The 22,582-nt window shown below is 43.4% G+C and carries 19 protein-coding genes; 7 read left to right on the forward strand and 12 right to left on the reverse strand.

Annotation, left to right across the window (positions count from 1 at the left end; translation table 11 throughout):
- Positions 1-355 precede the first annotated feature (355 nt).
- The 3 genes from lipB to ACMFL8_RS08295 all read left to right on the forward strand — a co-directional run bounded on the left by lipB (position 356) and on the right by ACMFL8_RS08295 (position 2,566).
- Entirely contained in the window at positions 356-1,201 is an 846-nt protein-coding gene (gene lipB, locus ACMFL8_RS08285; RefSeq protein WP_413190664.1) for a lipoyl(octanoyl) transferase LipB, read from the forward strand.
- 207 nt (positions 1,202-1,408) lie between these two features.
- Complete coding sequence (locus tag ACMFL8_RS08290) at positions 1,409-1,939, forward strand: inorganic diphosphatase (protein WP_110923013.1); 531 nt, start codon at positions 1,409-1,411, stop codon at positions 1,937-1,939.
- A gap of 162 nt (positions 1,940-2,101) precedes the next feature.
- Complete coding sequence (locus ACMFL8_RS08295) at positions 2,102-2,566, forward strand: hypothetical protein (RefSeq protein WP_413190665.1); 465 nt, start codon at positions 2,102-2,104, stop codon at positions 2,564-2,566.
- Between the two features lie 87 nt (positions 2,567-2,653).
- Here ACMFL8_RS08295 and ACMFL8_RS08300 read toward each other — a convergent pair whose 3' ends face one another.
- The 5 genes from ACMFL8_RS08300 to ACMFL8_RS08320 all read right to left on the reverse strand — a co-directional run bounded on the left by ACMFL8_RS08300 (position 2,654) and on the right by ACMFL8_RS08320 (position 8,036).
- Positions 2,654-3,469 carry a sulfite exporter TauE/SafE family protein gene (locus ACMFL8_RS08300; protein WP_240215691.1) on the reverse strand — a complete coding sequence of 272 codons (816 nt, stop codon included), beginning with the start codon at positions 3,467-3,469 and terminating at the stop codon, positions 2,654-2,656.
- 217 nt (positions 3,470-3,686) lie between these two features.
- Positions 3,687-4,190 carry a flavin reductase gene (locus ACMFL8_RS08305; protein ID WP_413191386.1) on the reverse strand — a complete coding sequence of 168 codons (504 nt, stop codon included), beginning with the start codon at positions 4,188-4,190 and terminating at the stop codon, positions 3,687-3,689.
- Positions 4,191-4,343: 153 nt separating this feature from the next.
- Positions 4,344-5,372: a methionine synthase gene (locus ACMFL8_RS08310; protein WP_352309276.1), complete on the reverse strand. Its 1,029-nt coding sequence runs from the start codon at positions 5,370-5,372 to the stop codon at positions 4,344-4,346.
- Positions 5,373-5,600: 228 nt separating this feature from the next.
- The gene (locus tag ACMFL8_RS08315) at positions 5,601-6,653 is read right to left on the reverse strand and encodes a DUF1852 domain-containing protein (protein ID WP_352309277.1); all 1,053 of its coding nucleotides are present in this window, start codon (positions 6,651-6,653) and stop codon (positions 5,601-5,603) included.
- Positions 6,654-7,148: 495 nt separating this feature from the next.
- Positions 7,149-8,036 (reverse strand): SDR family NAD(P)-dependent oxidoreductase, encoded by an 888-nt coding sequence (locus ACMFL8_RS08320; RefSeq protein ID WP_352309278.1) that lies wholly within the window; start codon positions 8,034-8,036, stop codon positions 7,149-7,151.
- Positions 8,037-8,530: 494 nt separating this feature from the next.
- Here ACMFL8_RS08320 and ACMFL8_RS08325 point away from each other — a divergent pair, with 494 nt between their 5' ends.
- Positions 8,531-8,920: a DUF1622 domain-containing protein gene (locus ACMFL8_RS08325; RefSeq protein WP_352309279.1), complete on the forward strand. Its 390-nt coding sequence runs from the start codon at positions 8,531-8,533 to the stop codon at positions 8,918-8,920.
- 32 nt (positions 8,921-8,952) lie between these two features.
- Here the strand turns inward: ACMFL8_RS08325 and dusB are convergent, their stop codons facing one another.
- From dusB to ACMFL8_RS08340, 3 genes are all read right to left on the reverse strand, one after another.
- Complete coding sequence (dusB, locus tag ACMFL8_RS08330; RefSeq protein WP_352309280.1) at positions 8,953-9,990, reverse strand: tRNA dihydrouridine synthase DusB; 1,038 nt, start codon at positions 9,988-9,990, stop codon at positions 8,953-8,955.
- A 134-nt stretch (positions 9,991-10,124) separates the two neighbouring features.
- Positions 10,125-12,170: a BCCT family transporter gene (locus ACMFL8_RS08335; protein ID WP_189581574.1), complete on the reverse strand. Its 2,046-nt coding sequence runs from the start codon at positions 12,168-12,170 to the stop codon at positions 10,125-10,127.
- Between the two features lie 253 nt (positions 12,171-12,423).
- Positions 12,424-12,867 (reverse strand): HIT family protein, encoded by a 444-nt coding sequence (locus tag ACMFL8_RS08340; RefSeq protein ID WP_010198228.1) that lies wholly within the window; start codon positions 12,865-12,867, stop codon positions 12,424-12,426.
- Positions 12,868-13,134: 267 nt separating this feature from the next.
- Between ACMFL8_RS08340 and ACMFL8_RS08345 the strand changes: the two genes are divergently transcribed.
- The 3 genes from ACMFL8_RS08345 (at position 13,135) to ACMFL8_RS08355 (ending at position 17,490) form a co-directional block, all read left to right on the forward strand.
- The gene (locus ACMFL8_RS08345; protein WP_413190666.1) at positions 13,135-13,947 is read left to right on the forward strand and encodes a hypothetical protein; all 813 of its coding nucleotides are present in this window, start codon (positions 13,135-13,137) and stop codon (positions 13,945-13,947) included.
- A 180-nt stretch (positions 13,948-14,127) separates the two neighbouring features.
- Positions 14,128-16,014: a dihydroxy-acid dehydratase gene (gene ilvD, locus ACMFL8_RS08350; protein WP_189581564.1), complete on the forward strand. Its 1,887-nt coding sequence runs from the start codon at positions 14,128-14,130 to the stop codon at positions 16,012-16,014.
- Between the two features lie 228 nt (positions 16,015-16,242).
- Positions 16,243-17,490 (forward strand): cation:proton antiporter, encoded by a 1,248-nt coding sequence (locus ACMFL8_RS08355; protein WP_413190667.1) that lies wholly within the window; start codon positions 16,243-16,245, stop codon positions 17,488-17,490.
- 13 nt (positions 17,491-17,503) lie between these two features.
- Here ACMFL8_RS08355 and ACMFL8_RS08360 read toward each other — a convergent pair whose 3' ends face one another.
- The 4 genes from ACMFL8_RS08360 to ACMFL8_RS08375 form a co-directional block, all read right to left on the reverse strand.
- Positions 17,504-18,919, reverse strand: a complete 1,416-nt coding sequence (locus tag ACMFL8_RS08360) for a serine hydrolase domain-containing protein (protein ID WP_413190668.1) — start codon at positions 18,917-18,919, stop codon at positions 17,504-17,506.
- 109 nt (positions 18,920-19,028) lie between these two features.
- The gene (locus ACMFL8_RS08365) at positions 19,029-19,553 is read right to left on the reverse strand and encodes a serine/threonine protein phosphatase (RefSeq protein ID WP_413190669.1); all 525 of its coding nucleotides are present in this window, start codon (positions 19,551-19,553) and stop codon (positions 19,029-19,031) included.
- 80 nt (positions 19,554-19,633) lie between these two features.
- Complete coding sequence (locus tag ACMFL8_RS08370; protein ID WP_189581555.1) at positions 19,634-20,548, reverse strand: MaoC family dehydratase; 915 nt, start codon at positions 20,546-20,548, stop codon at positions 19,634-19,636.
- A gap of 405 nt (positions 20,549-20,953) precedes the next feature.
- Positions 20,954-22,354: a 3-oxoacyl-ACP reductase gene (locus ACMFL8_RS08375; RefSeq protein ID WP_189581552.1), complete on the reverse strand. Its 1,401-nt coding sequence runs from the start codon at positions 22,352-22,354 to the stop codon at positions 20,954-20,956.
- Positions 22,355-22,582 lie beyond the last annotated feature (228 nt).

Here is a 22,582-nt window from a genome sequence, read left to right on the forward strand (position 1 = left end):
AAGATTCCATTCGTTGCTGTTTAATGTAGCGCATTGACTAAGCAATGAACAGTGTCTTTGATTGACTGCTGGGTTTGTATAAAATACGTGTCGGTCACAGGGACAATAGCTGCACTGAATCATCATTTAAAGGATATATCGCCTTTTATAGTCTCTTTAATTATATTCTCTTTAATTATAGTCTCTTTAATATTTAGGCTTTATGGTAGGTATCGATTAAAATTGTAGGTATCTATTAAAATTTGGGCGGCAATCACAAAAACTGCTACACTCAGCATTGGGGCGTGTTGAACTTTCGCCACCAGTCAAAATTCGCCAATACTTTACACCAGACAACAATAAGACAGTCACGCTTATGCAAAATGTCACGCAGCAGACTCACAATACCTCTCCTCACGACACCCTTCTTACAAAATCGCTGTCGGCCGCCGATTATGTCTCTACCCATGATGCTATGCTAGCGCGTACCTTGGAGCGTATCGCACTCAAAAAAGAGCAAGGCTTACGCACGCCTGATGAGCTATGGATTGTCGATCATAATGACGTTTACACGCTTGGGCAAGCAGGTAAAGAAGAGCATATCCTGCAACGAACTGACACCCCGATTATCAAGACGGATCGCGGTGGACAGGTGACCTGGCATGGTCATGGACAGCTGGTGGTATACTGGCTATTTGATCTGGACAGTATAGGCTGGAGTGTACGCAATCTTGTATCGCATGCAGAGCAAGCGATTGAGGACGTGGTAAATGACTGTCTACAGAACTCATCGTCATCTATCAGCGATAATATCAGCGCCCACGCTCGCCGTGATGCGCCCGGTGTTTATTTATATGCAGATACTGATACTGATACTGACAATGATGCGCAAGTCCAAAATACTTCTTTGGATGACAAAATCATGCTTGGCAAGATAGCCTCATTGGGTTTTAAGATTAAGCATGGTTTTAGCTATCATGGCATTGCACTCAATATCAATTGTGATTTATCGGCTTTTAACGCCATCAATCCTTGCGGCTACGCTGGCATGCAAATGCTACGCTTGGCTGATTTTTTGACCATACAAAAAGAGCCAGAGGCGCAAACAGCTCAGCACATACATAATTCTTTGAGCTATGAGCAAGTGACCCAAAAGCTTATTGATAATATTGCCAAACGTCATGCTGGACTGATTGAGCTACGAGCAATTGCACCCAAGTGATTTTCTGAGGCCATTTTGCATAATCTTTTTTTGCATAATATCTTGCCCGCTTAGACTTAAGCATTATGAGAAAATTCAGACCAAACTTGCTATAATTGCATGCAGCACAAATCGGGCACAGTAATAATCTTACTGCTTGTCCAGCTCAATCCTTTGACTATCATTGATTATTCAAACACTTAAAACAAAAGAAAATTGGAGCATTTTATGGCAGATTTTAACAAAATTTTGGACGCCGGCGACGTAGATGGCGGCATTATCAACGTAGTAGTAGAAATCCCTGCTGGTAGCAGCCATAAAATTGAGTGGAATCGCGAATTGGCCGTATTTGAGCTTGATCGTATTGATCCACAGATTTTTGCTAAACCTTGTAACTATGGCTTTATCCCACAAACGCTAGACGAAGATGGCGATGAGCTAGATGTGTTATTGCTTACTGAGCAGCCATTACCAACAGGTATTTTCTTAAAAGCCAAAGTAATCGGCGTCATGAAGTTCGTTGATGATGGCGAAGTAGATGACAAAATCGTTGTCGTACCTGCTGATGACCGTGACACAGGCAATGCTTACAACAGCCTAGCTGATCTGCCAAAGCAGCTAATCAACCAGTTAGAGTACCACTTCAGCCATTACAAAGACCTGAAAAAACCAGGTAGCACAGTGGTTGAATCTTGGGATGATGTTGCAGAAGCTAAAGAAGTGATCAAAAAGTCTATCCAACGCTGGAAAGATCTATAATCTATCACAGGTTGGCAGAAGTGCTGATAAAGATAACTATTAAAATACCGCAGTCATGATTATGATTGCGGTATTTTTTTGCTTGAATCTTGCTGATAGAAAATGGTTATAATGAACCACCGTACGACCTATTCACACTCTCATGTTGTAATAAGGACAATCATGTTTAATCCTGATCCTAGCGCAAAATCAGTCAATACAAAGTTGCCAAAAGCGATCATGATGATGATTGAAAAAAACAATTTGGTGATGGCGATCAAAACATTGGCAGCAGATGAAAACATCAGTATGGATGAAGCAAAGAGTAGAATCGATGCTTATGAGACGGCATTAAAGGTAAAACAACAGCAGAAATTAAATACTATTGCCAATAAGCAAGGTATTCCTAATCAGGCGATCAGTTTTGATAGAGAGCAAGCAGAGGAAGAACCAGATCGTTTAATAAAAAACCGTGTGAAAACCACTCAAACAGATCAAGGATTCAAAAGCCTACAGCGAGGTGTCGACAGCCAGTTGAATGATTTGGGCTATAAAAAACCGCTTTTACCGTATTGGGCAAAGCGGTTGCTAATCATTATCTTCATTATGATAGGATTGTTCTGGATATTGTGGCGAGTATTTGGCTAAATAAAAAATATTAGATTGTCATATTTTCCATAGAATTTTGTATTAATGCATGGCAGCTGCTTAACTATTTTTCTTTATAAGAGGCGCTTAAACCAAGCCTTTATAAAGGAAATAAAACCCTACCACGGTTAATAATATCGCAAAACATTTTTTTAGTAATGCTGGTGATAGTATATGCGCGACTTTCGCGCCTACTTTTGCGGTAAAAAAGCTCATGATACTAATGCCTAAAAAGGCATAAATATGGACAAAGCCAATAGTGTTAGGCACATCAACTTGCTGCTGCATGCCAAAAACCATAAAGCCTAACGCACCAGCAATGGCAATCGGTAAACCACATGCTGCTGAAGTGCCGACAGCTTTTTGCATGACCACGCCATAACGCGTGAGATAAGGGACGGTTAAGCTGCCACCACCGATACCAAAAATGGCAGAAGCGACACCGATAACCCCGCCTGCTGCTAATTGCTTAGGCTTAGACGGCAGTTCTGGATTAACATCATTAGAATGACTAGCGACCTGCTTTTTACCACCAAAAAACATCTTATAGGCGACCCAAAGCAGAAATACACCAACGATAAGCTGGAGATATAGCCCAGATATTTGCCCTGCAATCCCCGCACCCAAAAAGCAACCAATCGCTAGACCTGGTGCGAGATTTTTAAAGACAGGCCACATGACCGCGCCCTTTTTATTATGCGCCATGAGCGAGCTAATAGAGGTGACAATAATGGTCGCTAGTGATGTCCCTAACGCCAAATGCATGATATTGTCAGGACTGTAGCCCATTTGGGTAAAGACGATAAATAATAGTGGTACGATGATGGTGCCACCGCCCACGCCAAATAGCCCTGCAGCAAACCCTGCTAGCGCACCAATTATTAAAAAAATGAGTATTTCCACGGGATAGTTACTTCTCGGTTAAAGGATAGTTTTATAGTCGATGCTAAATAAAATGGATACGTTATCTGACAACGTAAAACTGATACAAATTTTTCTAGCTTGCTGTGCCTACGCCGACAGAGGCTACAAAAAATTCATTCCAGTTTTACTGTATTTTCTTTATATTGAGCTGACTATAGTTAGATGACCATTAAATAATCAATGTCAGAAAGTCAGCTTAAGCAATTTCTATTTGACCTACTTGATGATAGGCACGGTTGAAATACACCAAACCTTCATCAGTGCCACCTTGTGATACGGCTTGCTTGATGGCAACCACACGACACATAAACACGCTATGCGTGCCGACTTCTTGAATATCTTGAATTTCACAATCAAAACTGACCAGCGCATCCTCTAAAACAGGCGCACCTGTCGCTAATTGCGTCCAAACGCCCTGTTTAAATCGTTCTTCCGAACTTAATTTGGAGGCAAAGGCATTAGATATTGGCTCATGATGTGCGCCTAATACATTGACACTCAACGTTTTGTTTTCAAGGAAGTGGGCATGTGAGCGAGAGGTCTGATTCATACAAACCAACAAGGTAGGCGGTGTGTCTGTGACGCTACATACCGCAGATGCCGTAAACCCATGAATACCAGAGCTACCTTTTGTGGTAACCACATTAACGGCAGTCGTCAATAGCGACATGGCATCTCTAAAGTCGGTGGCTTCAATCATATCTTTACTCATCGCTGAACTCCTAAATTTGGCTATGACTTATTTCTAAATGGCATTAAGACTACTTGATGGCCTACCCACAGTATTTCAATCAAACCGAATAAACAAACTTGATTAGACCTATCCCACCTATTGATAAGTGCGAGCCAGTAACTAAGCGCTCAGCTCTTGACGAATGATTGCCGCGCCCTCACTCAACGCTTTTAACTTGCCTTGCGCTACTTGGCGAGGCAAAGGTGCCATGCCGCAGTTGGTCGAAGGATAGAGCTTGTCTGCATCGACGAATTGTAGAACTTTGCGTAGGGTATCTGCCACTTCTTCAGGGGTTTCAATAGTATTGGTTGCCACATCGATAGCACCGACCATTACTTTTTTACCGCGAATCAATTCAATCAAATCCATCGGCACGTGCGAGTTTTGGCACTCAAGCGAGACGATATCAATGCTTGACTGCTGCAATTTTGGAAACGCTTGCTCATATTGACGCCACTCTGAACCCAGTGTCTTTTTCCAATCATTATTGGCTTTGATACCATAGCCGTAGCAAATATGCACCGCTGTTTCGCACTTTAGACCTTCGATAGCGCGCTCTAACGTGGCGATACCCCAGTCATTGACGTCATCAAAGAACACATTAAACGCAGGCTCATCAAACTGGATAATATCCACGCCAGCCGCCTCAAGCTCTCTCGCCTCTTGATTCAGAATTTTGGCAAATTCCCAAGCCAATTTTTCACGGCTTTTATAATGACCATCATACAGTGTATCAATCATCGTCATAGGCCCTGGCAGCGCCCATTTGATTGGCTGATCGGTTTGCGCCCGTAAAAACTTAGCGTCGTCTACAAACACTGGCTTTTGACGGCTCACCGCCCCAACGACTGACGGCACACTGGCCTCATAACGATCACGAATCTTAACGGTTTTACGATTCTCAAAATCGACGCCATCCAAATGCTCAATAAAAGTAGTCACAAAATGCTGACGGGTCTGCTCGCCATCACTGAAGATATCAATCCCAGCATGCTGCTGTTCTTGCAATGTCAAACGTAAGGCATCTTGTTTGGCTTCAAGCAGTTGCTCCCCTTCTAATGCCCAAGGTGACCAAATTTTTTCAGGTTCTGCGAGCCAAGACGGTTTTGGTAAGCTACCCGCTGTCGATGTCGGTAATAATAGTTTCATAATTTTTAATCTTCTATAATGTTTATTTTTTTATTTTGGTGTCCAGTGAGGTTATGCTAGGGCGTGTCCTCATTTTAAAAATGAGGATAAAAGTGAGGTAAATGGCAGCCAAACAAGGAAAATAGCGCAGATAATATCGAGATATTACCTAGCTAGTTGACGATGTTTGGCAAGATTTAACCACTTTTAGCCCATTTAGATCGCTATCGGTTGAATTGAGGACACGCCCTAGGCAGCTTGTTTATCATCAGCGCGTTTTTGCACCGCTTCTTTTTGAAAAGTCTCGTTTGTCACCACATAGTTTGCCGCCCACTCATCAAGGATAGCTTGATACGGTGTGATGAATTCATCTTCCGTAAACTTACCTTGCGTCACTGCCATCTGACTGCGCTCTTCGCGGTCATAGACAATTTGCGTCAGTGAGTAATCTTGGTACTTTAAGCTTGGTTGATACACTTGAGCAGCGGTCGAGTTGGCATTGTAAATTTCAGGTCGATAAATCTTTTGAAAAGTCTCCATGGTACTGATGGCACTGATTAGCTCAAGGTCAGTGTAATCACCCAACAAGTCACCCGCGAAATAAAATGCTAAAGGCGCCACACTACCAGCAGGCATAAAATAGCGCACTGCTAAGCCCATTTTGGAAAAGTACTCATCAGTTAATGACCCCTTGTTCAGAGAGCCGCCATCTTGTCTGTATTCAGCCCCCAATACAGGATGCTGATTGCCAGTACGCTGATAGGTTTTACTGCTTGACACACTCAGACAAATCACTGGTTGTTTATCAAAGTTGGCTTGGTAGGCCTCTGAGTTCAATAAATGTTGAAACAGTTTGCCATGTAAATCGCCAAACTCTTCTGGCGGCGCGGATTTTGGATGGTTTACAAAGTGTTCTGGTAACACAATACTAAAGTCATAATCGCGCACATAAGAGGAGAAGCTATTGCCAATCATACCGTCAATACGCTTGTTTTCCTTATGATCCACAATCGTTGTTTTTAAGGTCTCAATGACTGGGAAGGTATGACCATTGCCTTCGATATCCAAGTCGGCAGAAATGATATCAACTTCAACAGAATAGCGGTCGGCGGTCGGATTATCCCAATGTGCTAGATCGTTAAAACGATTGTTTATCATGGTTAAAGTCTTGCGCAAATTCTCTTGACGACTCTCGCCACGTGCCAAATTTGCAAAATTCGTCGTCAGACGGGTGCTGTCTGCAGGTTGATAGTTTTCATCAAAACGAATGCTTGAGATGGAATATGTAAATTGTTTATTCATGGTAATCCCCTACCCTAATCTCATTAACTAAGATAAAAATGAATTTCTGTATGGGGTGAATCATACCTAAAACATTACATGAATAAAAACGATACTATTTAAATATAACATGAATAAAATTCATGTTAATAATTCTAGAAGCATGAAATAAATTTGGATAGCGGAGGTTTTGATGGCTTAATCAGTAAAAAATTAAGCCTATCAAATCATTTAAATATATCAACTACGAGTGTCTAAAACGTGACTTGATGTATGTGTAGAAGCGATTTAAATTGACTAGAGTAAAGAAATAAATATACTGAATTTAAAGCTCCATAAGCTGTAATAAAAAGCATGTGGCGACAAATAATGATTTTATCTCATCTTAATAGTAGGAAGCATCAACATAGAGATGCTAAAAAATACCCCTACTTTGTCTACTATTATTTTCAAGACATTAAAAAAGGATACCGCAGTATCCTTTTCATATTATTCAGAGCTAATAAAAGTTCTATTCTAGTGATGCTCACCAGGAAGAATTCTGGCAAAGGCACGCTGAGCAAGGTTTGGTTTTTTATCGGTAGTCAGTCCTGCACGGGTACTTGGGAAAATACGATAACCCATCGATTGAATACCAACGTTGATTGCTGGTGCTAACGAATAAGTCGCCGACGCAAATTTACCCATGTTGCTGGCAATACTATTTGGTTTATGAACAATCGCTTTTGCGACCATCATCGCCGCTTCATCCGGCATCAGCGCAGGCATGTAACGATATAGCTTGGTTGGCTCAATCATCGGTGTGCGTACCAATGGCATAAAGATATTGGTAATCGTGACATTATCGCCTTTCACTTCAGCAGCCAAGCAGCGACTAAAGGCATCCAGTGCCGATTTTGAGGCGACATAGGCGGCAAAACGCGGACTGTTTGCGAGTACGCCAATAGATGAGATATTAACAATTTGACCGGCTTGGCGTTCAATCATCGTCGGCAAAAATCCGAGAACTATTTTGACAGCGCCAAAGTAATTGATATCCATGGTACGCTCAAAATCATGGAAACGATCAATAGATTCGTGCACCGAACGTCGAATTGAACGACCAGCGTTATTGACCAATACATCAACATGACCAAAATCAGCCAAAATTTGCTCGCTGACTTTTTCAATCTCATCCATATTGGTCAAGTCACAAGGATAATAACTGGCCTTACCGCCAAGTTCCTCAATATTTTCTTTTACTATTTTTAACTTCTCTTCGGTACGTGCTAATAAAATGACATGAGCGCCGCATTCACTAAGCAAAAAGGCTGTACGTTCACCGATACCGCTTGAAGCACCAGTAATGATGATATATTTGTCTTTAACCGCTTTGCTAATTGCCTTTTTTGAGGGAGTAGCCATAAAAAATCCTTTTTGTTTATTATATTCCCAATAGTGTGCAGCTCTAGAATACCAAAATTACATTGTAATTACTCGAAAAAGTACCAGTAAAATTTGATAAAAATAATTTTGCGAATTACTAAAGCTTGTCCTCATTTTGAAAATGGTGATAAAAATGAGATAAATGGCAGCCAAACAAGGAAATTAGCGTAGATAATATCGAGATATCCATCAGCTATAGTCAGTGAAAATTAATATCGATACATCACGTACTGCTGACATCAATTTTGCTTGCTGTGCCTGCGCAGACAGAGGCTACAAAAAATTGATATCAGCAATACCGACGTGTTTTTAGGATACTTTGACTATGTTTAGCTATTTTTAACCCATTTAGGCGTTTTCGTTTAGATTGAGTACACTCCCCAGTAAAAGGGCTGCAAATTTAACATCCCATTTTTCCCAGCTTTTTGGCTATAATTGTTTTTGCAATTTACGCATCATAAGGAGAACACACCTTGGTAGAAATACTGGCTCATTATATTGATTTCATTGCCAAAATCGTTGAAGTCATTGGTGTCCTTATTATGTTCTTTGGGCTGCTTTATGCTTTTTATAGAGGCGTTCGTTCAACAGGTCGTTTCACCCATGGCACCTATGTCGAGATTAGACAGACGGTTGGCAAGTCCATTTTGTTAGGGCTTGAAGTGCTCATTGCTGCTGACATTATGGCTACAGTCGTTACAGAGCCTACGCTGCGTAGTGTTTTGGTACTGGGGTTTATTGTGCTCATTCGAACTTTTTTAAGCTTATCTTTACAAGTCGAGCTAGAAGGTCGCTTTCCTTGGCAACACCCCAAGTCTGTGCCTGAAAAGACATCAAAGACTGAGCATGCTGATGAGTTGTAATCAGTGATTCATAGCCAATAGCTATTTATACCTTACTCATGAGCCTGTAAAAAAGCCTCGACCACACGAAACTGCCCAACGGTGCTCTCTTCGCCATACATTGCTTGACGAAAAGCATTAGAGTTTGGAATGCCCGTCGTATACCAAGCAATGTGCTTACGGGCGATTCGGCAGCCGGAGTATTCACCATAAAAGTCATATAGCTCTTGTAAATGCGCCAGTACAATTTCTTTGATTTCGCCAACATTTGGTGCATCAAGACGCTCACCAGTACGCAAAAAATGCTCAATATCGCGAAATATCCACGGCTGACCTTGTGCCGCTCGTCCAATCATTACGGCATCACAACCCGTCAAGTCATAAACACGCTGCGCTTTTTGCGCACTATCGATATCACCATTGGCAATGACCGGAATGCTAATGCTTTCTTTGACTTCCCGTATCAGCTCATAACGCGCTTCACCCGTATACATATCCTCACGCGTACGCCCATGAATGGCAATGGCGGCAATGCCTGCTTGCTCTGCTCGCTTTGCAACGCGCAAAATGTTTTCACGCCCATTTTCATAGCCCAATCGTGTTTTTAAGGTGACGGGCGCATCGACAGCATTTACCGCAGCATCCAGCAAACGTGCCACCAAATCTTCGTCTTGAAGCAAGGCAGAACCGGCCAGCTTGCGACAGACTTTTTTGGCGGGACAGCCCATATTAATATCGATGATTTGTGCGCCATTATCGATCTGATAGCGAGCCGCTTCCGCCAGTTTGTTTGGCTCCGCCCCCGCTATCTGTGCAGAGATAGGTGCGATCTCATTATCGAAATTGGCACGGTATAGCGATTTTTTGCGTGCATAAAGCGCGGTATCAGCGATAATCATCTCACTGACGGCATGACCTGCGCCAAATGACTTACACAAACGGCGAAACGGGTTGTCTGTGACTCCTGCCATTGGTGCAACTATCAGACGGTTTTCAATCGTCAAGCCGCCGATATTCAGCGGCTGCAATAAGGGATGATCGCTTACAATCTGCGTTTGCGGAGTCTCAGAGACTGAAATATCTATAGACATAAATAACGGCTTACTTATTAATAAAAACAGGTCAATGAAATCAAGCCGTTATTCTAAGGGTTCACACGCATATTGCAAGCGATTCACTCGAATAACTTGCACCCATAAACATCAGTTTTTAAGCGCCAAACCAACTATTTATCAAACACACTGCCCTGCTCCAACGTAATGTCATCATCATGCTCTTGCATACGCCATGGCAAACTGTCCGGTGACACATTTAGGAAGTGCAAATATTTTTCAAACTGATCAATAATATCGTTGATGACGGACTCTGTCTCATAGCCGTACAAATCATAGGTCTGACCACCACGGCGTAGATAAACCTCAGCACGATGATGATGCTCTTGTGGCAACTCACCTGCTGTACTTTCAGTATGGTAATCCGGCGCATCATGTTCAGATAGGCGCACTTCATACCAAAACTCGACATCATCACCGCGATGCAGCTCAAGCACAGCGCGATTATTGACCGCATCATAATTGACATCAGTCGTCCAGCCTGTCTCTGCAAATTTGGCTGACACCTCTACCATTGAGGGCATAATCACCTCTTTGATATAGTTTAAAACCTTATCACGGGTTGGTTGATCAGTGATGTAATCGATACGATCACGCCATGCTGATGGCTTAAGTAAGTGCGGTGGTAGTTTGCTGTCATTACCCAAGCTCTGGTTACGATGTCCTTCGATACGTAGCGCACGCCACATGCCAAACATCGATATCAATATGATAATCGCGAAAGGTAAGGCACTAACGATAGAAGCCGTTTGGAGTGCTGTTAGGCCACCGGCAAGCAATAGCGCAGCGGCCACCGCACCTTCGGTCACTACCCAAAACGTACGCTGCCACCATGGCGTATCACTTCGACCACCTGCTGCTAACGAATCAATAACCAATGAACCTGAATCTGACGACGTCACAAAAAAGGTAATGATTAATAGTATGGTCAGTGAAGACACAAACTCAGTGAAAGGCAGGTTTTCTAGCAGTTTAAACAAGGCAATCGCTTGGTTGTTTTGTACCTCAGTAATTAACGAGGTATAACCATCTACCATAATCATATGCAATGCAGTGTCACCAAATACGGCAAACCAAAAGAAAGTGAAGAACGTTGGCACTAGCATGACACCAAGTACAAACTCACGAATGGTACGACCACGGCTAATTTTGGCAATAAACAAACCAACAAAAGGTGCCCATGCGATTGTCCAAGCAAAGATAAACAACGTCCAGCTACCGATCCAATCGCTGTTTTCATACGCTTGCAAGCTAAAGGTGCGCTCGACAATATTACCTAAATAGCTGCCCGTATTTTCCATAAAGGCATTTAAAATAAAGACCGTTGGCCCTACGACAAACACAAAAATCATCAGCGCAGTCGCCAGTACCATATTCAATATAGACAGCCGCTTGACGCCTTTATCCATACCTGCCAGCACTGAGACCAGTGCAGCAGCGGTAATCAATGCAATAGCAATGACCTGTACGGTGGTATTAACTGGAATGAGGTCCGGTAACAGATAGTTGAGGCCAGCGTTAATTTGCGATACCGATAATCCTAGGCTGGTCGCGATACCAAACAGTGTACCTACAATTGCAAACACATCGACAGTATGACCAATAGGACCGTAAATCTTGTCACCAATTAAAGGATATAACGTGGAGCGCATCGACAACGGTAAACCATGACGAAAAGAGAAATACGCCAACGATAGCCCTACCACCCCATAAATAGCCCAAATATGAAAACCCCAATGAAAATAAGCAATCTGCATCGCTTCTTTTGCCGCCTCAATGGTCTGCGGATCAGACAATGGCGGGCTGGCAAAATGCATGACAGGCTCGGCCACACCAAAGAACAATAAGGCAATGCCGTAACCTGCCGAAAACAGCATGGCAAACCATTCAAGGAATTTATATTCAGCCTCAGCATGATCAGGCCCAAGCTTGATAGTGCCATAAGATGAAAATGCCAGCGCGATAATAAACATTAAAAACAGCGCGACTGCCAACATATAAAACCAACCAAAAGTATTGGTGGTGAATGTCAAAACAGTACTAAATAGTGCGCCCGCCGCTTCAGGATTTGCAGCAGTGCCAACCACCAATAAAATCATGATGACAGCAGCCGGTACAAACACTGGCAGTAAGATAGTAGAGCGAGGTAATTTACTCATAAAAAGTGATATCCTCAAATTAATACAGCTTTATTTTATGAAAAGGTTATTCGTAGAAGCAATATGAAACAGATGTGCCTAACAAAATATAATTTGTATCACACTCTTTGTCTGAACCCCAGATAAGCCCTTATCTTGTAACATTACTTTAACTATTGTTACATGACTATTACCAAGCAACAAAAAAGGCCGCTTGCTAGCGACCTTTTTATCTATTTTGGAACTCTCAAAAACTCTTCGTTGAAGACATATATTATTGAGCAGCAATCACTGCCGCAAGTTGCTTGGCAATTTCCGCCAGTTTTTCATGATCTGCTTGCGTCACTGCATGGCGACCCAACTCATGAATGCTCGATGGAATCAGGTGCACATGGTAATGAAACACCGTTTGACCTGCTTGTGAGCCATTCAACTGCATCTGAATAACGCCCTCACGCTCAAACACTTGGCGCTGCGCTTGCATGACCTTTTTGGATGTCATTAGTATTGCAGCGGCATAATCAGGTTCAAGATCTGCCAAATCAACCGCTTTTTGCTTAGGGATGACCAATACATGCCCTTCTGCTTGCGGCATGATATCCATAAAAGCGAGGGTTTTATCATCTTCATAAACCTTGTGATACGGGATATCACCGTTTAGCATTTTGGCAAAAATGTTGTTATCGTCATAATCAGCTTGTTGGTTAACTTCAGTCATTATTATTCCTTTTGGTTATTTTATGATTTTGAGTAGTGAATATGTCATCTGCAACATAGTGGACGAAATGCGGGTTAAGTACAAGCAGCAGATATAGTCAAAATACCCCAAAAACGCGACGATACTGCTGATATTAATTTTCACTGACTATAAGTGAAAAAATCAAATTTATTTTTGTACTGACAGACCATTCAAACACGCTAATTTATTGGCGAGCATCCCCTATTAAATGTTATATTAACCCCCTATTTTGCTAACGCTGGAGTTATGAATTTGACTGCCTTGCCGACTCAATTATCAGACAATACCACCACATCGCATGACACAGATACGCTATTAACTCATAACCTCAACGACAACACAGATGCGCCTACATCTGCAAGCGATGAACAAGTTGCTGTTGTCAGTAGCGATCAAAGTGACACTCAAAATAATAATCTCCTAAAGATAAATCCAAATACGATTGTCTTGGCAGAGGCTTTAACAGATACCACCATTAGCTGGCGGATTCATAATTGCAAAATTAGTAAAAAGACGGTCACGCAAGACTTGCCATTGCCGTTCTTATATCACTATGATAGCTTGGATGACGCTATTAAACAGACGCATCCGCTGACACCTACCTTACTTGCTCAATTTAACACACCCATGACTGCTGCTGAAGCTGCGACTCTCTTAGATATTTCTAATGATTTATTGTCCAGTCCTTGGCATGTCAAAGTGATTGGCTCGTTGGTGGTCTTTAGTGAGGCACTGCAATTAGCCGTACGTCTACATTGGACCAATACGGGCAAAGAGACGCAGCAAATATATACCAAAGATGCAGAAGATGCGATGACAGCTGCTTTTAAAGACTGGCAGTTTTTTGGTCGCGTTGATGTTCTATATAAAAACGACAAGCAAACTTTAATGAGTATCGATGAGCAAGGCAACACTGAAGAGCCATTACTAACTATTGAGGCTAGTGCTGACTATCAACAACTACTATCCTCTCATGCATTAACTGTCATTGCCAAATTAGAAGCGGATAAAGCCGAGCTACCATGGTTTGACACGGCAATTTTAGAACGCCTTGAGTAGTGTTTTAACCACAACTCCTTTATGATTGTCTATGCATTATTTTCAGTTATTCATAGCTAATGGTATGGTAACGAATTAGTATTATTCACTAGTACTCACTCTGCATAAAAAGCACACTATCCGCATCAAAGCTGATGCTGCACACGTTAATAAATCTCGCTTATTTGTAAGGAATATCACATGGATTATCGCTCAAAAACCTCTACTGGTGGTCGTAATATGGCAGGTGCACGTGCCCTATGGCGTGCAACAGGTATGACTGATGGCGATTTTGGCAAGCCAATTATTGCCATTGCCAACTCCTTCACCCAGTTTGTACCTGGTCATGTGCATCTAAAAGACTTGGGGCAAATGGTCGCTCGCGAGATTGAGCAAGCAGGCGGCGTGGCAAAAGAGTTCAATACTATTGCCGTTGATGACGGTATTGCGATGGGTCATAGCGGTATGTTGTATTCATTGCCGAGTCGCGACTTGATTGCGGATTCTGTTGAATACATGGTCAATGCTCACTGCGCAGATGCCTTGGTATGTATCTCTAACTGCGACAAGATCACTCCGGGTATGTTGATGGCTGCCATGCGCCTTAATATTCCAGTGGTATTTATTTCAGGTGGCCCAATGGAAGCGGGCAAAATTCTAGCCAGTACGGTTGGTAAAAGCCACAACACTGATGGTAGTGACAGCAGTGCCGTTCGTAAGCTTGATCTTGTCGATGCGATGATGGATGCCGCTGATGACAGCATTAGTGATGAAGATGTCGCCGCAATTGAAGCCTCAGCTTGCCCAACTTGTGGCTCGTGCTCTGGTATGTTCACTGCCAACTCGATGAACTGCTTGACCGAAGCCTTAGGCTTGGCATTACCTGGTAATGGCTCACTACTGGCAACTCACTCACTACGTCGTGAGCTATTCTTAGAAGCGGGGCGCACCATTGTCTCGCTTGCCAAGCGCCGTTATGAGCAAGATGACGATTCAGTATTGCCACGCTCAATCGCCAGCAAAGCCGCTTTCGAAAATGCGATGACCTTAGATATCGCCATGGGCGGTTCGACCAATACTATTTTGCATCTGCTAGCTGCTGCTAATGAGGCAGAAATTGACTTTAAAATGCATGATATTGACCGCTTAAGCCGCGGTGTGCCTTGTCTTGCAAAAGTCGCTCCTGCCTCGCAAAAATACCATATGGAAGACGTGCATCGTGCTGGCGGCGTTTTTGCCTTGTTGGCCGAGCTTGATCGTGCAGGGTTACTGAAAACTGACTTGCCGACCATTCATAGTGCGACAATGAAAGAAGCGATTGATAAGTGGGATATTATGAATCCTGACAATCTTGAGGCACGCGCACGCTATATAGCAGCACCTGGTGGCGTACGCACCACTGAAGCCTTCTCACAGTCAAAAGAATGGTCAAACCTTGACGTCAACCGTGAGTCAGGCTGTATCCGCAGTGCCCAACATGCCTACTCAGCAGATGGCGGCCTTGCGGTACTGTACGGTAATATCGCTGAGCGTGGCTGTGTGGTCAAGACCGCTGGTGTCGATGACAGTATTTTAGTGTTTACTGGTCGCGCGCGACTCTTTGAGTCACAAGATGATGCCGTCGCTGCGGTATTGGCTGACGATATCGTTGCAGGCGATGTGGTCATCATTCGATACGAAGGTCCAAAAGGTGGCCCTGGTATGCAAGAAATGCTCTATCCAACGACTTATCTTAAGTCTAAAGGCTTGGGTAAAGAGTGTGCGCTACTGACTGACGGTCGTTTCTCTGGTGGAACATCAGGCCTCTCGATCGGTCATGCCAGCCCTGAAGCAGCTGAAGGCGGTGCAATTGGTCTGGTTGAAGAAGGCGATACCATCCATATTGACATCCCTAACCGTACTATCAATATGCAGGTAAGCGATGCAGAATTGGCCGCTCGCCGCGAAGTCATGGAAGCTCGAGGCCGCGATGCGTGGAAACCCGTCAGTCGTGAGCGCCATGTTTCTCCTGCCCTACGTGCTTATGCGGCAATGACCACCAGTGCCGATACTGGCGCGGTACGCGATGTGAGTCAAGTTGAGCGCTAAGCCAAAAATCTTAGTGGCCCGTTTTTAAGACATATTTATTATTATCATCCTAAGCCTGCGCGATGCAGGCTTTTTTTTCACCAAAAAACAACGTAGCAGACGTTTCAATAACGTTTTTTTGCGGTAATAAAAAAATTTTAACGTCATGATAAGGCTTGGTGATGGCGACTCTGTTTATCGTTCATACAGGTTGTTTTAGATCAAGATAATTGGGACGTATTGAACGTTATGATTGAACACTATAACTTATTTTTATTGGTCTGCGGCATCGCCTTTTTATTAGGGGCGTTGTTTCCTATTATTTTTAAGCGGACACCCATCTCCTTACCTATGCTACAGGTCAGCTTTGGCTTGCTCATGGGGTATTCGTGGACGACATTGTCATTTTTGAATCCACTTGATAATGGTTTAATCGTCGAGAAATTGACTGAAATTGTGATATTGGTTTCTTTGGTCGGTGCCGGTATTAAGATTGATACTGAGCTGTCTTGGAAACTATGGCGCCCTACCGTACGCTTGTTACTTATCACCATGCCGATTGGCATCTTTGCTATGGCAGTGTTGGGGTATTATGCATTTGGTCTGAGTATGGGCGCGGCAATCTTGCTAGGCGCTGTATTGGCACCCACCGATCCCGTGCTGGCCTCTAGTATTCAAGTGGGGCCTCCAAATACGGGCGGTGAAGATACGCCGCGCTTTACCTTGACCTCAGAGGCCGGATTGAATGATGGACTGGCATTTCCATTCGTTTATTTGGCCATTAAAATAGCAGAGGCTTTTAGCGAAGGTCAGCGTTTTACGGGTGAGATGCTCTGGTCGTGGTTTACTCATGATGTGCTGTGGAAAATTGGCGCAGGCTTGGTGGTGGGTATTGTTGTCGGTAAACTATTGGCAAAATTGGTGTTTTCAAAGCACAGCCACGAAACGACCATTTCTCAAGGTTATGTGGTCATTGCCCTAACACTAGTGGCATATGGGTCAGCAGAATTTATACATAGTTATGGTTTTATTGCTGTATTTGTCGCGGCTTTTGCCTTCCGGCGTTCAGAGCATAAACACAGTTATCACCACAAGCTCCATGATTTTGCAGAACAGTCAGAAGGTTTGCTCATGTCGCTAGTGCTGGTTGCTTTCGGTATGTTTCTTGGTCAAGGATTGCAGTCAGGTGTTGAGCTGACATGGCGCGTTTACATTGTTAGCTTCACTTTTTTATTATTGATACGACCCATCGGTGGGTTTATTGCGTTGTCAGGTCTGAACATCCCACACGCCGAAAAGTATGCCATTTCTGCATTGGGCATTCGCGGTATTGGCACGCTATATTATTTGTCTTACGCGCTCAATCAAGGTTTTTTCGGCGAGGAAGATGCGCTCAAATTATGGGTCGTCTGTTCGATTGTGATTTTGGCTTCAATTTTTATCCATGGTCTTAGCGCAACAAGACTTCTCAAAATAGCGCCCAATAAATTACATTAACCTTAAGGTCTGTCTAGCGCTTTGAAAGCTTCGAATAGACTAAGCTAAGCACGGCTTCCGTTAGGGCAAACTGACGCACATCATTGAGCATCGTGGTATCAAAGTTATGAATAAAAGCAAAGGACAATTGCTGCGCAGGATCACACCAAGCCACTGAACCGTTATAACCCATATGCCCAAATCCTTGCTGGTTTGCCTTTAGCATCTCACTGTCTACGTTTTGGCAAATGCTAAATAGTCGATGATAACCCAAGCGCCAATCCATATTCGCTGGCATAACGGCATCTAGTCCTCTGACTTGCGGTGTCGATAGTTGCTCAAAAGTAGCACTATCAATAAGCGTGCGTCCCTGCCATTTCCCTCCATTAGCCAACATCGCATAGATGGTGGCCAGTGCCTGCGCTGAGGCAACACCATTGGCTGCTGGAATGGCTGCCTGTAGTGTCTGGCGCTGGTAATAGTCAATAGGTTGTTTATTGGCGGGTATGAGTGCCGATTTATAATTTCTTAGATTAAGCTTGCTCGTATTGAAATATAAACCATTAATACGAGCGGTGTCTAATGTAGATAGGTTGTTTTTCTCATCATCCTGAATTGTATTTGCCGTTTCTTTATTTGCTAGTGTTTGCTGCTGCCAACACCCATAACTGGGCAGATTTGCATAAGTTTGTATCGTCTCTGGTGAGTCTGCTTTTATAGTAGGTTTATGACGTCTATTACCTAGCTGTGAGCTGTCCTCATTTGACCCAGCAAAGTTTTTGGCCAGCATCGCCACTTGATCGACTTTGCTAGCAGGCACGCCGAAATAACAACTGTCGGCGATACCCAATGGTTCAGTCAGATAATGACGCAGCGCCTCAGCCAATGACATCTCAGTGACGGCTTCTATGACGCCGCCTAATACCCAGCCATAAACTAAAGCACTGTAAGCGCTTTCATATAACTCGGCGTCTTCAGGTGCAGTGACTGACATTGCGGCAATTTTTCTGAGCATCAATTGCCAATCGAGCAACGCTTCGCTGTCTGCGTCAATACTCTGAATAGAAAACAAATTTGCTTGATGCGACATAACGCTGCGTAGCGTAGCAGCACTTTTATGCTGGGCAGCAAAGGCTGGCCAATAGCTGGCAATCGGCTCATCATAAGCAAGCAGCTGCCGCGAAACCAACACATGCACCAGCGTTGCCAATACGCCTTTACCAGTAGAAAAGTTAATCGCCAAGGTATCAGGCTGCCATGACATGTCCGGACGAGCCATGCCCACGCGCGCCTCAGCGATACATTTACCGTCCTGATAGACAACCACAGCACCGCCAGCGGGCGCGTCGTCAAGCTGTAAATCAGTCAATAATTGCTGCATGCGTTTCTGAAACTCGCCATCGATTTGCTGGTCAAGATTCTGATTGGTTTTTTTATTGTTGTCAGTCATGGTTTTCCTGCTCCATTTTTTATAATTGCTAAGTGTCAAAAAAAGGCCACCTATTGGTCGCCTTTTTGTTACTCAGTGCTGCTCAATAACACTTTATCATCTTTATGTCTTAGCGCGGTACTAGCAAACGCTTATAAACTTCGTCTTCAAGCTTCGTCAAGCCATGGCTGCGACCACGCTCCATGGCAGTGTCCATCTTACGACCACGAAGCCATCCTGCACGCAGAGCAATGGCGGCCCCTACTCGATTACCAGAGCCACAATGCATGGCTATTTTTTTGCCATGATGTTGGCGTAAGATGTTATCAAATGCCAATATTTTAAGCTGCTTTAAGTCTGCAACGCCGTTGATAGGCAAATGCTCATAATGCATGCCAGCTTGCGCGACTGCTGCTGCTTCATCAAAGCTCAACTCGTCATTGGGCTGTAAGTTAATGACCAGCTCAACCCCAGCTTCGGCCAAAGCCGCTACTTTTTTCTCATCGAGCGCACCGCACACAATGGTGTTTGCATCAGGACGAAAGTAAGGGTCAAACATAGTGGCGAGATCGACACCATTATCTAGAACGTTATTATCAGTAACTGCTAGGCTATTAGGTTGATCTGCATTTATTGCTGCTGTATGTGAAGTCATAATTATAAATTTGTTCGTTAGATTGGGCTATTGAGATAAAAGCTATTTGGGTCACTGATGGTCATTTTACCAACGGCTCATTAATGGTTATTGTGCAATTTAACGACACCAGCCAAATGCGGCTTATCATTTTTAGAGCTATATAAACCAAATTCACAAGTATCGTCTGCATTGTCAAGCTGCGCTACTGGCTCAGCGATAAGCTCTACTTCAGCGGGTAAAAAGATAGGCAATTTGAATGAAACGTCAATCGTACAGGCGTCAGGTAGCTCGTCCATCATGGCAAGGCACTTCGCCTTTGACCACATACCATGAGCGATCGCTTTAGGAAAGCCAAACGCGCGCGCGGATAGCGGATGCAAATGGATAAGATTAAAGTCACCTGAAACAAAGGCATAACGACGACCGATATCTTCTGGCACTTCAAAGATGCTGTGCACACCGTCTGCGTTCACTTCTGGCTTCACCGTTACTGGACGCGGGGTGCTTTTTTTATCTTTGCTGCTGTCTGATTTTTTACTACGGGACAGATACGTTGACGTCCCTTCCCAAATGACTTCGTCCTCTGACTTGATCGTCGTCACGAAGTCAAACTGTTGACCTTGTGCATGGTCACGCAAGTTATCAAAGGCGACCGACATAGCGACAGTCTCACGCTCACCAATAGGACGATATTGAGTCACGCTATTATCCACGTGTACTAGACCTAGCATAGCAAACGGAAATGGCTCTTTGACCATCATGTTCATTTGCAGCGACTGTGACAGCACTGAAAAATAAGTAATGGGCACTTTACCATTATCAGAAAAACCGCAAATCTTACGATAATCATTTAGATTGCCCTGATCAATGTGCAGGTCATCCACATAATAGGTCGCTTGCGGCAGTTGATCTTTACTGATTTTGTCACTATTGCCAATAGGCAATAGGCTTTTCACAATATTGGCGTAAGTCGTATGCGCTTTTGGCAACGCATCATAATGTTTGTCTGACATAATAAATCCTAAGTGTGGCTCAAGCTGATTTTTTAATGCATATTAAAATGCTATGAAGTCGTTGATTAAGCCTATTATTGAACGATGTTTTTTATAAGTACTGGAGTTATAAGTACTGGAGCCTGTCATCAATTAGCACATTAATACATTAATACATTGATAGCCAGTCTCATAGCTATTCTCATGAACAGTATAGGCACTTATCAATACGAAAAACAATTTGGCTTATGGTTCCTGTGTTTTTATCATAAAAAAGCCACCCTTGGGCAGCTTTATTACAATTTATCAGCAATTTTTTCGTAAGCATATGTGAGGTAAATAAAAAATAATAGGTTATATCACATATTTAGTATGAGCAACCTCATCACTTATACCTACAAATAAATTAGGGCTATGTACTCAAGGCTATGCACCCAGCAAGCTTTGACCACAAACACGTACCACGTTGCCATTTAGACCGCCAGAAGCAGGAGATGCAAACCATGCGATGGTTTCAGCAACGTCAACTGGTAAGCCGCCTTGGCTCATTGAGTTCATACGGCGACCCGCTTCACGAATAGCAAATGGGATGGCTTCTGTCATTTGAGTTTCGATAAATCCTGGGGCAACAGCGTTGATAGTCATGCCTTTGGCATTGTCTTCTAGTTGCTTAGCAGTGGCATCAACCAAACCAATCACACCCGCTTTCGAAGTCGCGTAGTTGGTCTGACCCATGTTACCAGCGATACCTGAAATTGATGAGACGCAAACGATGCGCGCATTGTCTTTTAGGACGTCATTGTCAAGTAAATAGCGGTTCAGCTTAGCGATACTACCTAAGTTGATATTGATGACCATGTCCCACTTTTTCTCATCCATTTTTGCCAAGGTCTTATCACGCGTCACGCCAGCATTATGGATAATGGAATCTAGACCGCCACGATTTTGCGCCGCTTCTGCGATTTCTTTGCCTGCATCAGCACTGGTAATGTCAACGGTCAATACAGAACCACTGATTTCGCTGGCGACTTTTTGCAAGTCAGCTTGCTGCTGCGGGACATCAAGACAGATAACATGAGCGCCTTCACGAGCCAATACACGCGCGATGGCTTCGCCAATACCGCGGCTTGCACCAGTGACTAGCATGGTCTTGCCACCTAGAGGCTGTGTCCAATCGACATCAACGTTATCGCCTGTGCTGACACGTATCACTTGTCCCGACACATAAGCTGAGCGAGCTGACGTGAAAAAGCGCAAGGTTGAGTCTAAGTTTTGCTCTGCGCCTTCTTCAACGTAGATAAGTTGTGCGGTAACGCCGCGCTTAAACTCTTTACCAACCGATTTTACAAAGCCTTCAAGCGCACGTTGTGCCAATGCTGCTTCGATGTCAGTCAAGTTTTCTGGCGTACGGCCAACGATGATTACTCGACCTGATTGTTCTACGCGGCGAGCCACCGTATGGAAAAACTCATAAACTTCTTTGAGCTGATCGGCGTTGCTGATATTACTGGCATCAAAAAGCAATACTTTAAACTTATCATCGCCGCCCGTATTGGATTTAGCTTCAACACCCGCATCAGAAAGCGCATCTTTGATGTCATCACTGCTGTTTACATACACATCAGCATGTACATCTGACAAGATACGTGCAACAGAAGCACTCACGCTTTTATCATCGCCATTAGCACGACCAACCAAGACGCTACCGCGTACCAAAGGCTGGCCACTATCAAAACGGTCAAGCTCTACTGGCATAGGCAAGCCTAAGTTTTTTGCGACTTTTTTACCAATAGAAGATTGAACAAAATCACCATAACGGTCTGACATAATATAATTCCTATAACGAAAGGTTAAGATAAGAGTAAATGAAAAATGGAATTTGTCTTTTATAATCACTCATACAAACACCAACAAGTATAAAGACTCATCAGCATCATAATTATTTATATTTAGTAAATGGGTACAAAACTGCCTTAACTATACACTCACATGGTAAACAAGTCCAAAAGCCAACAATGTCTATAACAATCTGTAGACAAGCCAGTATACAAGACA

Origin of the sequence: Psychrobacter sp. AT9, assembly GCF_047272965.1 — a bacterium.
GTDB lineage: Bacteria > Pseudomonadota > Gammaproteobacteria > Pseudomonadales > Moraxellaceae > Psychrobacter > Psychrobacter glaciei.

What these genes read in the sequence shown, in the direction of transcription:
- lipB (WP_413190664.1), top strand. Translation starts at nt 356, where the DNA reads ATGCAAAATGTCACGCAGCAGACTCACAATACCTCTCCTCACGACACC.
- ACMFL8_RS08290 (WP_110923013.1), top strand. Translation starts at nt 1,409, where the DNA reads ATGGCAGATTTTAACAAAATTTTGGACGCCGGCGACGTAGATGGCGGC.
- ACMFL8_RS08295 (WP_413190665.1), top strand. Translation starts at nt 2,102, where the DNA reads ATGTTTAATCCTGATCCTAGCGCAAAATCAGTCAATACAAAGTTGCCA.
- ACMFL8_RS08305 (WP_413191386.1), bottom strand. Translation starts at nt 4,190, where the DNA reads ATGATTGAAGCCACCGACTTTAGAGATGCCATGTCGCTATTGACGACT.
- ACMFL8_RS08310 (WP_352309276.1), bottom strand. Translation starts at nt 5,372, where the DNA reads ATGAAACTATTATTACCGACATCGACAGCGGGTAGCTTACCAAAACCG.
- ACMFL8_RS08315 (WP_352309277.1), bottom strand. Translation starts at nt 6,653, where the DNA reads ATGAATAAACAATTTACATATTCCATCTCAAGCATTCGTTTTGATGAA.
- ACMFL8_RS08320 (WP_352309278.1), bottom strand. Translation starts at nt 8,036, where the DNA reads ATGGCTACTCCCTCAAAAAAGGCAATTAGCAAAGCGGTTAAAGACAAA.
- dusB (WP_352309280.1), bottom strand. Translation starts at nt 9,990, where the DNA reads ATGTCTATAGATATTTCAGTCTCTGAGACTCCGCAAACGCAGATTGTA.
- ACMFL8_RS08335 (WP_189581574.1), bottom strand. Translation starts at nt 12,170, where the DNA reads ATGAGTAAATTACCTCGCTCTACTATCTTACTGCCAGTGTTTGTACCG.
- ACMFL8_RS08340 (WP_010198228.1), bottom strand. Translation starts at nt 12,867, where the DNA reads ATGACTGAAGTTAACCAACAAGCTGATTATGACGATAACAACATTTTT.
- ACMFL8_RS08345 (WP_413190666.1), top strand. Translation starts at nt 13,135, where the DNA reads ATGAATTTGACTGCCTTGCCGACTCAATTATCAGACAATACCACCACA.
- ilvD (WP_189581564.1), top strand. Translation starts at nt 14,128, where the DNA reads ATGGATTATCGCTCAAAAACCTCTACTGGTGGTCGTAATATGGCAGGT.
- ACMFL8_RS08355 (WP_413190667.1), top strand. Translation starts at nt 16,243, where the DNA reads ATGATTGAACACTATAACTTATTTTTATTGGTCTGCGGCATCGCCTTT.
- ACMFL8_RS08360 (WP_413190668.1), bottom strand. Translation starts at nt 18,919, where the DNA reads ATGACTGACAACAATAAAAAAACCAATCAGAATCTTGACCAGCAAATC.
- ACMFL8_RS08365 (WP_413190669.1), bottom strand. Translation starts at nt 19,553, where the DNA reads ATGACTTCACATACAGCAGCAATAAATGCAGATCAACCTAATAGCCTA.
- ACMFL8_RS08370 (WP_189581555.1), bottom strand. Translation starts at nt 20,548, where the DNA reads ATGTCAGACAAACATTATGATGCGTTGCCAAAAGCGCATACGACTTAC.
- ACMFL8_RS08375 (WP_189581552.1), bottom strand. Translation starts at nt 22,354, where the DNA reads ATGTCAGACCGTTATGGTGATTTTGTTCAATCTTCTATTGGTAAAAAA.